16 protein-coding genes and 1 riboswitch are annotated in these 17,875 nt (G+C 31.8%); all 16 genes read right to left on the bottom strand.

Annotation, left to right across the window (positions count from 1 at the left end):
• Window positions 1–106: 106 nt before the first annotated feature.
• The 16 genes from BD821_RS03190 to BD821_RS03115 all read right to left on the bottom strand — a co-directional run bounded on the left by BD821_RS03190 (window position 107) and on the right by BD821_RS03115 (window position 17,818).
• The gene (locus BD821_RS03190; RefSeq protein ID WP_104409271.1) at window positions 107–1,138 is read right to left on the bottom strand and encodes a sugar-binding transcriptional regulator; all 1,032 of its coding nucleotides are present in this window, start codon (window positions 1,136–1,138) and stop codon (window positions 107–109) included.
• Window positions 1,139–1,285: 147 nt separating this feature from the next.
• On the bottom strand, window positions 1,286–2,653 hold the full coding sequence (gene rpoN / locus BD821_RS03185; RefSeq protein ID WP_185158377.1) for an RNA polymerase factor sigma-54: 1,368 nt from the start codon (window positions 2,651–2,653) through the stop codon (window positions 1,286–1,288).
• A gap of 173 nt (window positions 2,654–2,826) precedes the next feature.
• Window positions 2,827–3,762 carry an ABC transporter permease gene (locus tag BD821_RS03180; RefSeq protein WP_169993936.1) on the bottom strand — a complete coding sequence of 312 codons (936 nt, stop codon included), beginning with the start codon at window positions 3,760–3,762 and terminating at the stop codon, window positions 2,827–2,829.
• Window positions 3,755–4,840 (bottom strand): ABC transporter permease, encoded by a 1,086-nt coding sequence (locus tag BD821_RS03175; protein ID WP_104409269.1) that lies wholly within the window; start codon window positions 4,838–4,840, stop codon window positions 3,755–3,757. Before BD821_RS03175 ends, BD821_RS03180 begins: the two co-directional genes overlap by 8 nt.
• Window positions 4,833–6,374 (bottom strand): ABC transporter ATP-binding protein, encoded by a 1,542-nt coding sequence (locus BD821_RS03170; protein ID WP_104409268.1) that lies wholly within the window; start codon window positions 6,372–6,374, stop codon window positions 4,833–4,835. Before BD821_RS03170 ends, BD821_RS03175 begins: the two co-directional genes overlap by 8 nt.
• A gap of 71 nt (window positions 6,375–6,445) precedes the next feature.
• Window positions 6,446–7,540, bottom strand: coding sequence for a BMP family lipoprotein (locus BD821_RS03165; protein WP_104409267.1), 1,095 nt, complete (start codon window positions 7,538–7,540; stop codon window positions 6,446–6,448).
• 325 nt (window positions 7,541–7,865) lie between these two features.
• A complete protein-coding gene (gene grdD / locus BD821_RS03160; RefSeq protein WP_104409266.1) occupies window positions 7,866–9,026 on the bottom strand; it encodes a glycine/sarcosine/betaine reductase complex component C subunit alpha in 1,161 nt (386 codons plus the stop codon).
• Window positions 9,027–9,040: 14 nt separating this feature from the next.
• Window positions 9,041–10,576: a glycine/sarcosine/betaine reductase complex component C subunit beta gene (gene grdC, locus BD821_RS03155; RefSeq protein WP_104409265.1), complete on the bottom strand. Its 1,536-nt coding sequence runs from the start codon at window positions 10,574–10,576 to the stop codon at window positions 9,041–9,043.
• Between the two features lie 160 nt (window positions 10,577–10,736).
• A complete protein-coding gene (grdB, locus tag BD821_RS03150; protein ID WP_104409264.1) occupies window positions 10,737–12,041 on the bottom strand; it encodes a glycine reductase complex selenoprotein B in 1,305 nt (434 codons plus the stop codon).
• A gap of 51 nt (window positions 12,042–12,092) precedes the next feature.
• Window positions 12,093–12,563 (bottom strand): glycine/sarcosine/betaine reductase complex selenoprotein A, encoded by a 471-nt coding sequence (gene grdA / locus BD821_RS03145; RefSeq protein ID WP_104409263.1) that lies wholly within the window; start codon window positions 12,561–12,563, stop codon window positions 12,093–12,095.
• A gap of 35 nt (window positions 12,564–12,598) precedes the next feature.
• Window positions 12,599–13,885, bottom strand: a complete 1,287-nt coding sequence (locus BD821_RS03140; RefSeq protein ID WP_104409262.1) for a glycine/sarcosine/betaine reductase component B subunit — start codon at window positions 13,883–13,885, stop codon at window positions 12,599–12,601.
• Between the two features lie 203 nt (window positions 13,886–14,088).
• On the bottom strand, window positions 14,089–14,421 hold the full coding sequence (locus tag BD821_RS03135; protein ID WP_104409261.1) for a thioredoxin family protein: 333 nt from the start codon (window positions 14,419–14,421) through the stop codon (window positions 14,089–14,091).
• 46 nt (window positions 14,422–14,467) lie between these two features.
• The gene (gene trxB, locus BD821_RS03130; protein WP_104409260.1) at window positions 14,468–15,397 is read right to left on the bottom strand and encodes a thioredoxin-disulfide reductase; all 930 of its coding nucleotides are present in this window, start codon (window positions 15,395–15,397) and stop codon (window positions 14,468–14,470) included.
• An 83-nt stretch (window positions 15,398–15,480) separates the two neighbouring features.
• Entirely contained in the window at window positions 15,481–15,861 is a 381-nt protein-coding gene (locus BD821_RS03125) for a GrdX family protein (protein WP_207719869.1), read from the bottom strand.
• Between the two features lie 190 nt (window positions 15,862–16,051).
• Window positions 16,052–16,154: riboswitch (glycine riboswitch) on the bottom strand.
• Window positions 16,155–16,388: 234 nt separating this feature from the next.
• Complete coding sequence (locus BD821_RS03120; protein WP_029452519.1) at window positions 16,389–16,856, bottom strand: tRNA (cytidine(34)-2'-O)-methyltransferase; 468 nt, start codon at window positions 16,854–16,856, stop codon at window positions 16,389–16,391.
• Between the two features lie 128 nt (window positions 16,857–16,984).
• A complete protein-coding gene (locus tag BD821_RS03115; RefSeq protein WP_104409259.1) occupies window positions 16,985–17,818 on the bottom strand; it encodes a Cof-type HAD-IIB family hydrolase in 834 nt (277 codons plus the stop codon).
• Window positions 17,819–17,875 lie beyond the last annotated feature (57 nt).

Raw genomic sequence — 17,875 nt, 5'->3', positions numbered from 1 at the left:
TTTATACACTTTAATTAGATATTTTAAGTTGTTTTAGTCACACTTTTAATTGATTTTTTAATTTCAAATTTATATTTAAAATTATTAATCAAGTGTATAAATAAGTTTATAGCTCTTTTATTATTGCCATAAGCCCTCTAGCAGCACCCTCATCTGTAATAAGTGTACTATTAGAATTTCCAAACTCTGTGGAAATGATAGCATCTGCTTTACTTGAACCTCCAGCTACAGCTATAACAATAGGTATTCTTTTTGTATCATTTAAGGTTACACCAACAGCTGATGTTGAACATACAAGTTTACCTTTTTTATCAAAATAACATCCAAAGGCTTCTCCTTCTGCACCACTATCTACTATAGATTTTACCTTACTAAGTTCCATACCTCTTTTTAATGCCATTTCTTCTGCTTTTCCAATGCCGTATATTAAAACATCTGAGGACTTTATACTATCTAAAACATTTTTCACATCTTTTTCTTTTAATATACTTTCTAATATTTTGTCACTTATGTTATCTGGCACGTGAAGCATTTTATAATGTCCATTTACCTTTTTAGATAAATTAGCCGCTAGTGTATTTGCTTGAGTTTCTACATTTATACCCATGCCACCTCTAGCCGGAACAACTAATACATCTTCTATATTATTTATCTTAGATAAACTATCTACTACTTCTTTTATTGTACTTCCTCCGGTTAAGGCTATTGTGTATCCTGATTTTAGAGTGGACTTTAAAAAGTTTGCTCCTGCTCTACCAATTTCCTTAATCACCGTCTTGTCTTCATCCATATCTCCTGGAACAATAATTACATCTTTAAGGCCTAGTGTTTCTTTTATTTTAATTTCGATTTCAGATAACCCTTTTATTTCATGAATAAAATTTTTGAGCTTATCTATTATTTCTTCTCCTTCTTTTGTAACCGTCATTCCTGGGGTATTTATCTCTATAAGGTTTTGAGATTTTAAAAAGTTTATTTCTGTTCTTACTATTCTCTCCCCTATTTCTAAATTATTGGCAAGTATTCTTCTTCCAATAGGTTGATTATAATATATAGTCCTTAAAATATTATATCGTTTTTCTAAAAGGTCAATTAATTCAGGAACTATCTTTTGTTGTAACTTTAGAATTTCTTCCAAAGAAAACACCCCCTTGGTCACCAAATGTCCCGGTTTATTTTTTACTGTCCCATACCTATTATTATATGTCATTTTTTTAAGATTTTAAAGCATGTTTCGAAAAAAGTTGTTAACAAATTGTTAACTCGCATAGATTTAAGATTTATGTTAAAACCTTTTTCTTTTACTTGAAGATTTTATTTGTAGCTCATCTCTATATTTTGCCACAGTACGACGTGAAATATTCATACCATTTTCACTCAATTTTTCACAAATAACTTGATCTGAAAGTGGTTTATTTTTATCTTCTTTTTCAATTAATCTTTTCATTTCTTTTTTAATATTGAAAACTGAAATATCTTCTCCTTCTTTTAAGCTATAAACTCCAGTAGTAAAAAGACTTTTAAGTTTAATAGTTCCTTTATTTGTATATATGTATTTATCCTTTATAGCTCTACTTATAGTTGATTCATGCATGTTTAAACTTTCAGCTATTTGTTTTAATGTCATAGGTTTTAAATACTCTTTGCCAAACTCAAAAAAATCATATTGAAGCTCTATGATTTTTTCTATTACTTTATATATAGTGCTCTTTCTTTGTTCAATACTCTTAATTAAAAACATAGCACTATTTATTTTTTCCTTTACAAATTCAGTAGCCACATCATCTTTTTCTTGATTTAATATATCTTTATATAATGAATTTATAGAAAGTCTTGGCATCAAACTTTCATTCATCTCAATATAATATTTATCATCAACTTTTCTAATATAGGCATCTGGAGATACATATTTAACTTCTTCTCCCGTGAAAAATCCTCTTGAAGGTTTAGGCTCTAATGTTTTTATCTTATCACCATAAGTTTGAGCCTCTTTTACAGTAATATTTAATGCTTTTGCAATGTTTTGATATTTATTTTCCGATAAGTCTTGTAAATGTTCATCCACAATCTTACATATGTTGTCATCCAAGAAATGTTTTTTTCTCATTTGAATTTTAAGACATTCTTTTAAGTTTCTAGCTCCTATACCATCCGGCTCAAAGTTTTGAACTATTTTTAAGGCATCATTAAAAGTATCTATGCTTATCTTAAGTTCTTTTGCTATATCTTCAATAGATAAACTTAAATAGCCTTTGCTATCTAAACTTTCAATTATATACTCACAAATAGCCTTTGTGTAATCATCTTCATTTAATTCAGATACTTGCTCATATAAATACTCCTTCAATGACTTTTCACTGGATATAAAATTAAAAGGTGAAATTTCATCATGTTCATTATAATTTTTGTAATTTTGAGAGCTATAATTATCGAACTCTAAATATTTCACTAGTTCTTTATATTCAATTATATCTTTTTGTTCTTCTTGTTTTTTGTTCTCATACTCTACCTCTAAAATAGGATTTTCTTGAAACTCATTTTCTATATATTCTTGAAGATCATAACTAGACATCTGCAAAAGCTTTACAGAAAGTTGCATTTGTTGAGTCATTATTAATTTTTGTTCTTGAGCTAAATTTAAACTAAAATCCATCTTCATATTCTTCAATCACCCTATTTATTATTTTAATTAATACAATTATACCATGCCAAACTGTTTTGTAAATTATAGCACTTCATTATAATTTAAATTTAGGCATTTCCAAAAACGCCACCCTACTGGTTAGTGTTTTTGAAAATGCCTTAAATCAGTATCTGTATAACTTTTTATCTCTCACCTTTTTTGTATGGAACTCCGTCTGCTAGTGGTGCTTGAGTTTTTCCAACAAATCCCGCAAGCATTATCATTGTTAATAAATATGGGAAGGCTGCATAAAATTCTCCTGGAATGCTCCAGCCAAAACTCTTTGCATATAATTGTAAGGTTTCAGCAAACCCAAATAGCATACATGCAAGCATAGCATTTTTAGGTTTCCAATTACCAAATATCATAGCTGCAAGAGCTATAAATCCTCTACCACTTACCATGTTCTCTCTATAAAGGTTCATGATTCCTATAGATAATGTAGCTCCACCAAGTCCACCTAATACACCTGATAGTAATACAGATAAATAACGTACCTTGTATACACTTATCCCTAATGTATCTGCTGCCTTTGGATGTTCTCCAACAGCTCTTATCCTTAAACCTAGTGGTGTTTTATATATTACATATTGTGATACAAAAACTAATATTAACGCAATCCAAACAAACCAGTTTAACTCTGCTAAAAGAGGTCCTATTAATGGCACTTTAGCAAAAGCTGCAGATGGATATGGAAGTGCTGTTACTGTACTTGTTTGTGAAGGTGTCCCAAAGAACTTATATACAAGGTATCCTACCAATGCTGGTGCGAATACGTTAATTCCAACACCTGATATAACTTGATCTGCCATAAGGTGAATACTTAAATAAGCATGTATTGCTGCAAAAAACATTCCACCTACTATGGCACATATTACTCCAATCCAAGGATTCCCTGTAAGATAAGATCCAAGTACTGCAAAGAAGGCTCCCGCTGTCATTATACCCTCTAATGCTATATTTACAACTCCAGATTTTTCAGAGAAAATTCCACCTAAACTTGCAAATATAAGAGGTGTTGCTAATCTTAATGTAGCAGATATTATACCAATAATCGTTAAAAACAACATATTACTCATTTACAATGGCCTCCTTTTTTCTCTTTTCAGAAATCCATTTAAAGATGTATTCAGCCGCTATAAATAATATTACTATTCCTTGAACTAATGCAGATATAGTTTTAGGTATTCCATAAAGCATTAATGTACCAGAACTTAAATTCAAAGCACCAAATAATAAGGCTGAAAAAATAACTCCTATTGGATTACTCTTAGCAACTAAAGCTACAGCTATACCATCCATTCCAAAGTTTGGAAAGGCAAATAATTGAACTGATTGATGTTGCACTCCTGCTATGTGAATTGCCCCACCAAGTCCTGCAACTGCTCCTGAAATTGCCATAGCAAGTATTATATTTTTCTTTATGCTTATTCCACCATACTCTGCTGCAAATGGATTAAGACCTACAGCACGTATTTCATATCCTATAGTTGTCTTCCAAAATAGAATATATATTAATACTGCTAGTAATATTGCTATAAATATCCCTGTATTTAATCTATAATTATCTCCCAAAAATCTTGTAAGATAAGCACTTTCCTTAATTGGAAAAGTAGATGCACTATCTGGTTTATGAAATACACCCATAGTAAAATAATTTGCTAAGTTCATAGCAATAAAGTTCATCATTATAGTGTTTACAACTTCATTAGTTCCAATCTTAGCTTTTAAATATCCAGGTATTGCTGCCCAGAATCCTCCTGAAACAATACCAACTATAAGTATTAATAAGATATGTATACCTTTTGGTATTCCAGGTATAAGGCCTACCATAGTAGCTGTCATCATTCCAATTATAAATTGACCTTCAACACCTATATTAAATAATCCTGTCTTAAATGCTATAGCGTGAGCAAGACCTGTAAATATAAGTGGTGTAGTAAATACTAAAGTTTCTATTAACTGTGACCTTGATCCAAAGCTTCCTGCCCAAATAGATGAAAAAAGTGTTTTAGTTGATTCAGCAAATCCTGTATTTAATGCTAGCATTACAAAGAAAATAGAAATAAATAAAGCAACAATAATTGAAAAAGCTGAAATGGAAAATTCTCTTACAAATCCTGGTAATTCTTTTTTCTCTTTTTTAGGATTATTCATGACTTTCTCCTCCCTTCACTTCTTTCTTTAATGTGCCACCAGCCATTAATATGCCTAGCTTTTGTTCCGTAGCATCTTTTACATCTAAGATATCAACTATTTGGCCATCATAGATAACAGCTATTCTATCTGCAAGAGAAAGTACTTCATCTAGCTCTAAGGATACTAAAAGTACTGCTCTATTATTATCCCTTTCTTCAACTAATCTTTTATGAATATACTCTATAGCTCCTACATCTAATCCTCTTGTAGGTTGAGCTGCTATAAGTAGTTCTGGGTTTTTTTCAATTTCCCTTGCTATAACTATTTTTTGTTGATTTCCACCCGATAGTGATGATGCAGTTACATCTTCATTAGGGGTTCTAATATCATAGTTTTTAATTAGTCTTTTTGTATAATCTTTAATTTCTTTATAATTCATCATAATGCCTTTTGCAAAAGGTGCTTTATAATGAACACCAAGTATAGAATTTTCATATAGAGAGTAATTTAATATAAGTCCTCTTTTATGCCTATCTTCTGCTATATGTCCTAATCCTGCTTCTATGGCATCTTTTGAAGTCTTACCTGTTATATCTTTACCGTTTAACACAATCTTGCCACTAAGTGGCTTTCTAAGCCCTGCTATAGCTTCTATAAGCTCAGTCTGTCCATTACCATCTACTCCCGCTATAGCTAGTATTTCTCCTCGTCTAACCTCTAAATTAACACCTTTAACTGCTGGTATTTTTCTATGATCCAAAACCTTAAGATCTTCTATCTTTAAAACTGATTCTCCAAATTTTATATCATTTTTTTCTACTTTTAAGTTTACTTTTCTACCTACCATCATTTCAGCAAGTTCATCTATGTTAGTTTGTTTTGTTTCTATAACGCCAATAAGCTTACCTCTTCGAATAATAGTTACTCTATCACTCATAATCATAACTTCTTTTAATTTATGAGTAATAAGTATTATGGATTTGCCCTCTTTTACAAGGTTTTTTAGGATTACTCCTAATTCTATGATTTCCTGTGGAGTAAGAACTGCTGTAGGTTCATCTAGTATAAGAATTTCTGCTCCTCTGTAAAGAGCCTTCAATATTTCCACCTTTTGCTGTTGTCCCACTGTCATGTCTTCTATTATAGCTTCAGGGTCTATATTAAAGCCATATTTTTGTGAAAGCGCTTTAGTATCGGATACAGCTTTATTTATGTCTAAATTTAATCCTTTTTTAGGTTCGTTACCTAATATCATGTTTTGAGCTACTGTAAAGTTATGAACTAGCATAAAATGTTGATGAACCATTCCTATACCTAAATCTATGGCTTCTTTTGGATTCTTTATGCTTACTTTATTTCCTTTTATAAATATATCTCCTGCTTCTTGCGCATACAGTCCATAAAGAACATTCATCAAAGTTGTCTTTCCAGCTCCATTTTCTCCTAGTAAAACGTGGATTTCTCCTTTGTTTAAGTCAAAATCAACATCTTCATTAGCAATTACACCTGGAAATACTTTAGTTATACCCTTCATTTCAACAACTTTTTCCACGAAATCCTCTCCTTCCTATTTTATTTGAAAAAGACTAGATGCGGGGCATCTAGTCTTATTATGTTTTAAAACTACTTAATTTCTACTGCTTTGAAATTTAAAAGTTCAGCACGTGTGCCTGGAACTACTATTTTACCATCTTTTATTTCTTGTTCAGCCTTTTTGGATAAATCCATAGCATCCTTTGAAACATCAGGATGTACAGTTGGAGCTATTCCAACAGCGCCTTCTTTAATTCCTAATACTTTAAGTTTTCCGCCTGCAAATTTATCAGCTTGAATATCTTTTATTGTATCTATAACAGCAACGTCAACTTTTTTCTCCATAGAGAATAAGATAACATCTTTGTAGTCTTTTGCTGTAACTGCTTGGTCTGAGTCAACACCTATTGCAAATTTATCCATGTCTTTTGCTGCTTTAAATACTCCAAGTCCTGCTCCACCAGCTGCATGGTAAACTATATCAACTCCACTACCATATAAAAGTTTTGCTGCTTCAAATCCTTTACCTTGGTCATCAAATGAATCAATGTATTTAACGTTTTGTCCTGGTGTTTTTTCGTCTTTAGACATTAGTAACTTACCTGCTTCTTCGTTAACGCTCATAACTCCAGCTACGAATCCAGCTTCAAATCTACCAATAACGTCTCCTTCTTTACCACCGACAAATCCAATTTTATTTGTTTTTGTCATTTTTCCAGCTATTACTCCTGCTAAGAATGAACCCTCATGTTCTTTAAATGTTATTGATGAAACATTAGGATTTTCAACTACAGCATCAACTAGCAAGAATTTTTTGTCTGTAACTTGTGATGATACGTTTTTCATTGCATCTTCCATCATAAATCCACAGCCTACTATTAAGTCAGCTTGGTTTGACATAGTCTTTAAGTTTGGCTCATAAGCATCTTGTTGTTTTGATTCTATTGGATTCAATTTTTGAATTCCTAAATCTTTAGCTGCTTGTTCTATACCTCTTACTGCAGACTCATTAAAGGAACCATCATTAACTCCTCCTTGGTCTGTAACTAATCCAACTTTGATCTTTTTAGTATCCCCCGCTGCTGGCGCTTTATCCCCTTCAGTAGTTTTGCTAGCACACCCTGCAAATAATGTAGCTACAACTGCAACTGATGCTAATGCAGCAACTAATTTTTTCTTATTCATACTAATTCCCTCCTATTTTTTATACTTCCCTTACAACATAAAATTCCATAAACTTTTTAAAAACTATCTTAATCTTTATATCAAGCAAATATTCTTTTAAATTTATCATATTTTATATGCAATTATACGTTTACACTAGGTAAAAGTACTAAACCGCTTACATACTCATTATAAAAATTAAGCTTTCTTTAAAAATATTTTATAGAAAGTTATCTATGTTGCTTTTATATTATATCATAATATATTTGTAAATGGAATATAGAATTTTAAAAAACATATTCTTTTAGCTGTAGTTTATTTTCAAACTACAGCTAAAAGTTTTATTTTATGACTTAAACCCTGTCTTAACTAATATTTCTTCTGCTTTAGTTCCTTCATCTTCACTTACTAGAACTATAGGTCCTGTACATCCCATACCACTTTCGGAGTATACATTTTCCTTCCAAAGAGCTCTGCACGCATCTTCAAGTTCTAATATGTCTATTCCAGCTATAGAATAAGTTACAACCTTTTTAGGTGGCACTTTAACTTCTTCCTCAGCAGGTTTAACCTTTTCTTTTGTATTCTTTGCTATTATATCTTTTAGACCAGCCTTATTAGCCTTACTAAATTCGTCTTTTGCTACGCCTATTAAGTTATTTGTTGCACAAGTAGCTGAATATCTTAAAGCTTCACAAATAAGTGGTGCTCCTGATGCTCTAGAAACTATATTAACTAATTTAGTATAGCCTTCTCCAACACCTGGTCCATAACCTGCGCCTACTGTTTCGTAGTTTCCACCTGTAGTAAAGGATGAAAATAGTTTTACTAATATATTACCTGTAAGAGAATCACAAATCATAACATCTGGTGTTGCAGTTAAAAGATCATTACCTCTCATTACTGATCCACCATCTGCTCTTAAAGATTCTGAAAATTGTAATTCATATCCATTATCTTTTAACTCTTTTAATATACGTTCAACTTGTCTTGCACCATCAATATTTAATATTCCTAGTGTAGGATTCTTAATTCCTAAGGATTTAGCTACAGCTATTCCTGAAATGGCATTTAACACCATTCCCTCTACTCTATTAGTTGATGTAGTACCTGTTGTAGTTGCTAATATAAGATCTCTTCCAGTAGCAGGTGTAGATACCTTACCTACTGTGGAAACTCCTATTGGAAAATCAAAGTGTTGAGTTACGCAGCCTTGTATTTCCCCTGATTCTAATAATTCAACCATTTTCTTATGGCCTTCTTCGGCATTTTCAACTTCAACTATATTAAAGTCTCCATCTACCTTAGGTCCAATAAGCACTATTTCAAAATCATTATATTTATTTTTTGCGAGTTCTGCAGCTTTTACCATTTCTTCTACGCCATGTTCACTACCAAAGGTAGTAAGGCCTATTTTAACTTTTTCTTTAAAATTTCCACTTTTTATTCCTTCTGCTATGTCATTAAACACATCAGCTATCATACCTTTTACTTTTAATTCTTCCATTACACTCACGCCCCTTAATTATTCATTAAGTAAGCTGCAAAATCTTTCATTGCATCAGCTACCATAGATTTAACTTCTTCTTTTGAAACTCCCTCTACTTCTGCCTTTGCTCCAGTATTTTTCTCAACTACTATAGATACTCCGTCAAATAGGTTAGTCATTCTTCCTAAGAATAAGCTTCCTTTTCCTATTACCATAAATTTATTCATTTCATTGTTAAGCATGTGTTCTCTAGCATGACCAATTATAGGTACTCCAGATGGTATATGTCCTTGTGTTGGAGCATATCCTGGATATCCACGATCAAGCACAAAGTTTCCAATTTCTTTTCTATCTAATTGACCCTTTTTAACAGCTAAAGCTCCTATCATTTTATAGTTTTGTGTAGGAACATCTCCAGCTCCTGCTGTTTCTGTTAAATCTGGTGTTTGCATTTCTGGTGCAAATTTATCTATATCTGTTATTTTTAGACCTGCTCTTTCAAGAGGTTCTGAAACAAGTGCTTCAAGAACTGCTTGTGGTGAAGATCCGTGTCCTATTGTATGTCTTCCAACTATATCAGTTCTTAGAACTGGGTTTATTCCATCATTTTCACCTATTAATAATGCAAATCCACCAATACAGTCTTCTAAAATATTAAGTCCTTTTTTTATGTGGTCTTTTCCATTCATTCCAAGTTTGGCTGAAGATCCGCCACCTACTACTGCTACTGTTTTATATATTCCTGCTTTAACTAAAGCTGATGCTGTTATTAAAGCATGGCTAGGGCCTGCGCAAAAACCTCTAAGGTCAATTCCAGTAGCTCCTGTAAATCCAGCTATTTCTCCTAGACCCTTAGCAATGTTTCCGCCACCTCTTTGATTCATGTCTCCAATAGCTTCTTCTGAACATTCAATTATATATTCAACTTCAGTATTTTTTATATCTGAATCCTTCATAAGGTGCATCAATGCTAAAACTCCTGAAGCTTTCACTACTAAGTTTTCTATAATTATGTGTGCAGTTAAGTTTTTATCGAATTCATGAGCTCTTTTTACACAACCAACAAGAGTTTCGCCTTCATATAATCCTTCTGCTATTCCATTATCTACAAGTTTATTTATATCTTCTATATCAGAACCTTCTTTTAATTCACTAGCTTTACTATTTAATACAGGACTATTTACAAACTTTTCTCTTATCTTTTCAGTAAAAGCTTTTTCTAATAGTACAAGATCAAATGAATCTGAAAGTTTTATCATTCCATAAAACTCATCTTGTGGCATTATTTCACCAAATTTACCATACCTTCTAGCATTCTCTATTGTCTCATTATACCATGGTCTTGGACGTTCTTTTAATTCTTCTGGTGTCATATTTCCTATATAAGTTTGGTTTGGAGCATACCCCACTACCTCTTCGTAACTTCTTAAATTATCTTTAATTTTTGTTAGGTATTCAGAATCTGGATGTGTTTCTCTTTCTAGTGATTGAGTTGTACCATTATGTATTACCATATCTGGTGCATTAACTAAGATATATGATGCTTTTTTTATTACCGGAAAATCCATATAGAAAACCCTCCCTATTATTTTAAATTATCAAAATGTTAAAATGTTAAAATTAACAATTAAGAATTAGGAAACATTATTATAATCCTAAATTCTTAACTCTTAATTATTAATTTTATAGGGGCAAGTCATATGACTTGCTCCTATAATTTTAAGTATTTTAAACTTCAAATACCTTTTGACCTTCTACTGGTGTTTCAAGAGCTTCTAAAGCTTTTTCCACCAATTTATATCTAAGCTCATACTCATCTTTAGGAGTTAATGCTGGGTTTCCTAATGGATGTGGTATAGCTATAGTAGGAACTATTCTGTTAGCTCCAACTGTTAGAGATATTGGAACTACCGTACACATATGAACTACTGGTAATCCAGCTCTTTCAATTTCTTTAACTAACGTTGCACCGCAACGTGTACAAGTTCCTCAAGTAGAAGTTAATATAACTGCATCTACTCCGTCAGCGATTAATTTCTTAGCTATTTCTTCTCCAAATTTCTTTGAAGATGCAACTGCTGTTCCATTACCAACTGTAGAATAGAATAAATTATGAAGTGATCCGATTTTTCCTTCCTTTTCCATGTTTCTTAAAACATCTACAGGAATTACTCTATCTGAGTCATCATTAGCATAAGTTGGATCATATCCACCATGAGCTGTCTCATAAGTGTCTTTTGTTAAATCCATTACTCCTTCTATGTTATACTCACCATATTTAGAAGCACTAGATGATTCTATATGATCTGGGTTTCCTTTTGGAACTGTTCCTCCAGATGTTACTATAGCAATTTTAGCTTTAGTTATATCAGCTACTGGTGGTAATGCTTCTACTCTATCGAATACTGGCATTTTGAATTCACTTTCGAATTCTTCACCTTTAAGCTTTTTAACTAATAGATCAACTGCTCTTTCAGAACCTCTTTTTGCATTGAAATAGTTCTTTCTTATACCTCTTTCAATGTAACCGTCTTCTGATGGTAATAATATTTCTTCACCTTTTGCAAGTTTTAAAGCTAATTTAGCTACTGCTGGAAGAGCTTGCCTCATACCAACTGCACTATTTCTTGTTTCAACAATATATACATGTTTTTTGTACATGTCTGCTCCAGGATTTTCTGGATACATTGCTGTAAGAACTGGTATATTTAATTTTTCTTCAACAGCCTTTGCTACAGCACCACAAGCAACACCGTATCTTCCTGCATTAAATGCTGGTCCTGCTATAAATAGATCTGGCTTGAATTCCTTCACCATCTCTATTATTTTTGCTTCAGCCTCTTCCATATTTTCATTAAAGTATGAGTCTCCACAGATTATAGTTCCAACTATGGTAGCCTCACCCTTAAGTAAGCCATTAAGACCCATACCAGGTCCTATGAATCCTTCTCTAGATTCTGGTGTTATATCGGCTTTTTCTTCTCCACCTATTCCAGCGTAAAATTGATTAATATAATGTACTACACGTATCAAAATTATTTCCCCCCTTCATGGAGTTTATTATTAGTATTTTATTTTTTAATCTTATTTATTGAATTTAGAAAATTCGTCTCTTACACCTTTAACTTCTGATATTATAGTGTCTACATCTAAAACCATTTCCATCATTCCGCATTGCTCATCATAAATTTCTGCATTGCACTCATCTTTGATTTCAGGTTCTACCATGTGGTAAACTCCAAGTCCTAGCTCAACTCCCGCTAAAGGACCTGCAAATGTTGGGTCTCCAGCAGCAACTGTTTCTGCTGAAAGTCCTGAAGCTTCTGCTTCTGCTCCACCTATTATAACTACTAAATTTTCTGGACCATGCTTTTCAGAAAGGTCTTTTACTCTTTGTTGGATCTCCAGATCCATAGCTCCTGCAGCTGTTCAAACAAAGCATTCTGTTGAAACAAAAACTACTTCTGCTCCTGCGGATTTTACACAAGCTTCTATAGCAGGGCCTGGTATACCGTCTCTATCTCCTATTGCAATAACTTTTTTTCCTTCTAACATATTATTCCATCCTTTCAAAACAAATAATTTTAATTTTAGTAACCCTTAGCAGTTAAGTAATTAAACCCAACTTCTGAAGTAGCTCCTGTAATAACTTGAATTTCTGCATTTATAGATCCATCTTCTCTTAAACTTCCTAAATATCCTCCAGCAATTACATTTGCAACTTCTGGATGACCTATTACTCTCTTCATTGGAGGCAATGTTATAACTTCATTAGCGTTTCCGCCTGTAACTATAGCATCTCCCTTTGGAGTTGAGTCTGCAAGTGATTGTGAACTTCCATCTTGGCCTGCATATTCATCAGTAACAAGTACTGTTTTTATGCCTTTTTCTGTTATCTTGTTACAATTCATAACTAAGTCAGCATCTGGATTACCAAATCCTTCTTCTGATATTATAACCGCTTCTGCTCCTAAGAATTCAACTAATTTTGAAGTCATATTAGATGATCTTTCTTTATCTGCAAGATATACGTTTTCATTAGTTATAACACAACCTAAGAAGTTATAGTCTTTACCATGTCTTGAATATAAATCTTCAATTATAGGTTGGTTTAAATGAACATAAGTTGGATTCTTGTCGCAAGCTGAAACACAGTTTCCACTTACTATAGCTCCATCAAATACTTCTGTTGGGTAAATAAATGTAGGTATTATCTTCTTAGCATCTACCCCATAAACATAGGTATCGTGAAGTAATCCTTGAGTTTGAAGCATGTAAACATATATAACCTTTGGTAGGTCTGGATATTGTTTAACTTGCTCTAACAATGGTAATGTTTCAAAAGTTTTTACTTCATCAGGCTCTACATTTTTTCCTGCTTTACCTAAGTATGTAGCTGCCTTAAATCCTACCATTCTTACTGCTTGCTCATGATCATGTTGAAGTACGCCTTCTTTTGGTTCAACTATTATAACTAGGTTATTAGTTTTTGAGAATGGAGTATATTTAGCTCCCTCTCCTGCCATGTCAATAATTCCTTCTTGGAACCCTACAATTTTACCTGTAGTAACTACAGCAGCGCCTTTTAATACATGTGTTCTTCCTGATCCTACAGTATCAACTTTACTCATGAAGCCTGGGAATATTCCACCCTTACCTTCAACTTTTACTCTAGGCTCAATTACGTCTTTTACAGGGATAATTCTTACTTCTTCACCTGGTCTTGCGATATCAAAGTCTATGCTTTGAATTCTCTCATCTCCAGACACTTCTTGTAACAATTCCTCTTTATTTACATAGAGTACACCATTTTGAACTTTAGTCTCTGGTCCAAATTGAACATCTTTTATGAATATATTTCCAATTTCTAGACGCAAAGCGTTCACCTCCTAAATATTCTTATATTATCCAAGCTGCTATGAAATATGCACAGTAACTCAGTTTGGAACTTAATAAATATTACTTTTATTTCAGATGAAGTTTTAAACTTCATCTGAAACTTAAAAATTGTTATTTAATGTCTTCAATCATTAATTTAATCCTAAATAATTAAGTTTTTGACTTGTAGACAAAAAATAAATTATAGTGTGTCGTATACTGATTTTATGAAATTTTCTACATCATCAATGGTGCTTATTTTATCTGGAGTTATAACTTCTGATCTTTCACCATTTTTGTATATTATCATTGTTGGTAATCCCAAAACTTTTTGTGATATAGCAAGTCTTCTAGAACCACCAATGTTTAAGCTAGCAAATTTTATTTTATCGCTATATTTTGATTCTAATGCATGTACTCCTGGCATAAGCTCTAAACATATTTCACACTTATCTCCCCAAAAGTCAACGAATACAGGCTTTTCTGTATAGTTAGTTACCTCTGCTTCAAAATTTTCTTTGTTTAATTCTAACATTGTAAATCCCTCCACTTTCTTTATTTTGGATCTATTTAAATTTTAATTAATCCGCAAAATTAGCTTCAACATATTTTTCTGCTGTAGTTGCTGCAATAGCTCCATCAGCAGTAGCTGTTACCACTTGTCTTAAAGTCTTTTCTCTTATGTCTCCAGCTGCAAATACGCCTTCAATGTCACATCTCATGTCTTCATCTGTTATTATATCGCCTCTATCATTTAGCTTGATTTTTCCTTTAAACAATTCTGATATTGGAAGATATCCTACAAATACAAAACATCCATCTACAGTAAGGTCAGTTACTTCATTTGTTTTTACATTTCTAAGAACTAATCCTTCAAGAATTTCATCGCCCTTAGCTTCTTCAACTACTGTATCTAATATGAATTTGATTTTTGGATTCTTTTGTGCTTTTTCTAAAGAAGTTTTAGCTGCTCTAAAACCTTCTCTTCTATGAATTATAGTTACACTATCTGCAAACTTAGTTAGGTATATAGCTTCATCTATAGCAGAATCTCCACCACCTATAACAGCTACATCTAATTCTGTAAAGAAATCAGCATCACAAGTTGCACAATAAGAAACTCCCTTACCTCTAAGTTCAGTTTCATTTTTAAATCCTGAAAGTCTTGGGTAAGCTCCTGTAGCTATTATTATAGTTTTAGCTTCATAAGTTCCTTTTTTACAAATTATCTTTTTTATCTTTCCTTCTAATTCAACTTCTAAAACCTCATCCTTTAAAAATTCAGTTCCAAATTCTTCTGCTTGCTTTCTCATTCTTTCTACTAATTGTGGTCCTGTAGAATTTGGAGCTGATCCAGGATAGTTTTCTAATTCATCTGTAGTAGCTGTTTGACCACCAAACTTACCTCTTTCTATTAAAAGAGTTTTCATCTTTGATCTTGAAGCATATAATCCTGCAGATAAACCTGCTGGGCCACCACCTATTATTATAGTATCATAAATTTGAGCCATTAAAATTCCTCCTTACATAATTTAAGTTAATATTTCTAACTATTTATACAATTTTTTTAATATAAATTTTATCCTAATTGGATTTAATCTATAGCATGATGTACTAAATCATAGTCTATTAATTGAAAGTCCTGTAAAATTTCTTCTGTCCAGTTTGGTGTATCAAAGTCATTAAGAAATCTTTTTGTAGTATTTATAGAATTTTCAATAATATTTAGGGAGTCCATATCTAACTGCTTTTCCTTGTCCTTTGATATTAATACTGTTCTAAATGGCGTTTCATTAGGCTTTATACTACTCATAAGGGGATGCGTTAATAATCTATGTCCAAGATGTATATAATCCCTAACCTCATACAATAAGTCTAAAGGTGTAATGTTTAAAAATTTTACGTTGTAATCATCTTCTAGTTTCTTTTTACTTAAAGTATTATTTGTAATTACAATAAACTTTTCAATAATCATATTAATTCCTTCCTAGGTTATGAATTTTAAAATTCTTTTTATATTTCCTTAGATTTGTTTAAGCCCTTTATTTTGAATTGTGTGGACTATCATTTTATAAAAAAAGACAAAGAAAAAAGGCTTACTCCCTTTTCCCCTGTCTTTTTACCTGAGAGAATTACTCCTTCGGTGCTATCGCTTTCCAGAGATGTGTCAGCATTCGGTCCTTTTGCCTGAGAGATTCATAATATATGGGCTATATTACTTACTCCTTCGGCTACCCTTTTTATAAGGTTATCTTCCGAAAACTTCATTCACTTATATATTAATTTTCATTTAGCTTGTTATTTTTTTCACCCTTATTGTAACCCATAAAAGATAAAAATTCTACTGTTATTTCAAATATCTTCTATAGCTTTTTTTTATAGCACCTATTATGAAACCGTATAGATTGATAATTTTCTATTTATTTCGACAAAGTTCTATTTTAAATAACATAGCTATACTTAAGATACGATTCTAATTAATCTACTATATTTAAGTCTTTCTTATTTCATAACAGGGAAATCCATCTGCCTTAAGGCTTCATAGGCTACTATAGATACTGTGTTTGAAAGATTTAAGGATCTCGTTGTAGTATTAATCATAGGAATCCTTATACATTTATTTGGGTCACTATCTCTTATGTAATCTGGAAGTCCCATAGATTCTCTACCAAATACTATGAAGTCCCCTTCTTTAAATTCTACTTCATGATAAAAGTTTTTTCCTTTCGTTGTAGAAAAATAAAATCTACCATGGCTGTATTTTTCTCTAAGTGCCTCATAACTTTCATGAATTTCAATATCTAAGAGAGGCCAATAATCAAGTCCTGCTCTTTTAAGGTGTTTTTCATCTAAACTAAAACCTAAAGGTTTTATAAGATGTAACTTAGAGTTTGTTAATACACAAGTTCTAGCTATATTGCCTGTGTTTTGAGGTATTTCTGGTTGATATAGTACTATATTTAAATTCAATTTTATTGCCTCCGCTATTTTAGGATTTTAAATAATACAAAGCTTTTCATTATTTATATAAAACAATGTTTCTATGTTATTTTATTCATTTAGAACACTATATATATTATAGTATAGTTCTATTACATTTATAGTGAATTTAGTATGAACTTTTCTATAACTTTTGCAACTCCATCATTATCATTAGTATCAGTTACATAATCTGCCTCTTCTTTTATATTACTAGGTGCATTTCCCATAGCAACGCCAAGTCCTGCAAATTTTATCATAGATAAATCATTTTCATTATCTCCAATGCAAATTATTTCTTCAGGTTTAATATTATAGTATGCTGCTAAAATCTCTACTCCTCTTCCTTTAGATACTCCTTTTGTCATTATTTCAAAGTTATTTTCATAAGAGCTTACAACTTCTATTCCTTTAACCTTTAGCATATCTATTTTAGCTCTTTTAACCTTTTCTACGTCCTCATCTATTCCTATACATTTTACTATAGATTCTTCATTTTTCTCAAAGACCTCATCCCAATTATCTTTTATTATATTAATTTCTATTTTATTATCCTCTGGTAAATCTTTATTCATATCATCATATATCTTTGCAGAAAAAACTAGTTTATCTGAAAATAATGCACTTGGTGTATGAAAGTGGCCATGAATCTTATGTCTTTTTAATATTTCAAGTAAAATCTTACAATTTTCTTTACCTAAAACATTTTTATATATAACATCTTCCTTGCTTCTATCTCTTATAAATGCTCCATTAGCTGAAATTATGGGTGTCTTTATATCTATCATTGATGCATAATAATTTGCGGAATTAAACATTCTTCCTGTACTTAAAACTACATGTACCCCCATTTCATCAGCTCTTTTTATAGCTTCTTTTGTTTTATCACTAATTTCTTTATTAGTGTTTAATAAAGTACCATCCATATCGGTACATATCATTTTATATTTCATATTAAATTCTCCTTCTAGTTATCCACCTTTATTTCTAAGGTTAGATATTCCTACTCA

The sequence above is a fragment of the Clostridium algidicarnis DSM 15099 genome (genome assembly GCF_002934235.1).
Taxonomy (GTDB): Bacteria; Bacillota; Clostridia; order Clostridiales; family Clostridiaceae; genus Clostridium_L; species Clostridium_L algidicarnis.
This window is presented reverse-complemented; position numbering and strand designations above follow the sequence as displayed.

Excerpts from the sequence above, each read along its gene's own strand:
- rpoN (WP_185158377.1), bottom strand. The coding sequence starts at position 2,653 with ATGGATTTTAGTTTAAATTTAGCTCAAGAACAAAAATTAATAATGACT.
- BD821_RS03180 (WP_169993936.1), bottom strand. The coding sequence starts at position 3,762 with ATGAGTAATATGTTGTTTTTAACGATTATTGGTATAATATCTGCTACA.
- BD821_RS03175 (WP_104409269.1), bottom strand. The coding sequence starts at position 4,840 with ATGAATAATCCTAAAAAAGAGAAAAAAGAATTACCAGGATTTGTAAGA.
- BD821_RS03165 (WP_104409267.1), bottom strand. The coding sequence starts at position 7,540 with ATGAATAAGAAAAAATTAGTTGCTGCATTAGCATCAGTTGCAGTTGTA.
- grdD (WP_104409266.1), bottom strand. The coding sequence starts at position 9,026 with ATGGAAGAATTAAAAGTAAAAGGTATGATAGCTGATGTGTTTAATGAC.
- grdC (WP_104409265.1), bottom strand. The coding sequence starts at position 10,576 with ATGGATTTTCCGGTAATAAAAAAAGCATCATATATCTTAGTTAATGCA.
- BD821_RS03135 (WP_104409261.1), bottom strand. The coding sequence starts at position 14,421 with ATGTTAGAATTAAACAAAGAAAATTTTGAAGCAGAGGTAACTAACTAT.
- trxB (WP_104409260.1), bottom strand. The coding sequence starts at position 15,397 with ATGGCTCAAATTTATGATACTATAATAATAGGTGGTGGCCCAGCAGGT.
- BD821_RS03125 (WP_207719869.1), bottom strand. The coding sequence starts at position 15,861 with ATGATTATTGAAAAGTTTATTGTAATTACAAATAATACTTTAAGTAAA.
- BD821_RS03115 (WP_104409259.1), bottom strand. The coding sequence starts at position 17,818 with ATGAAATATAAAATGATATGTACCGATATGGATGGTACTTTATTAAAC.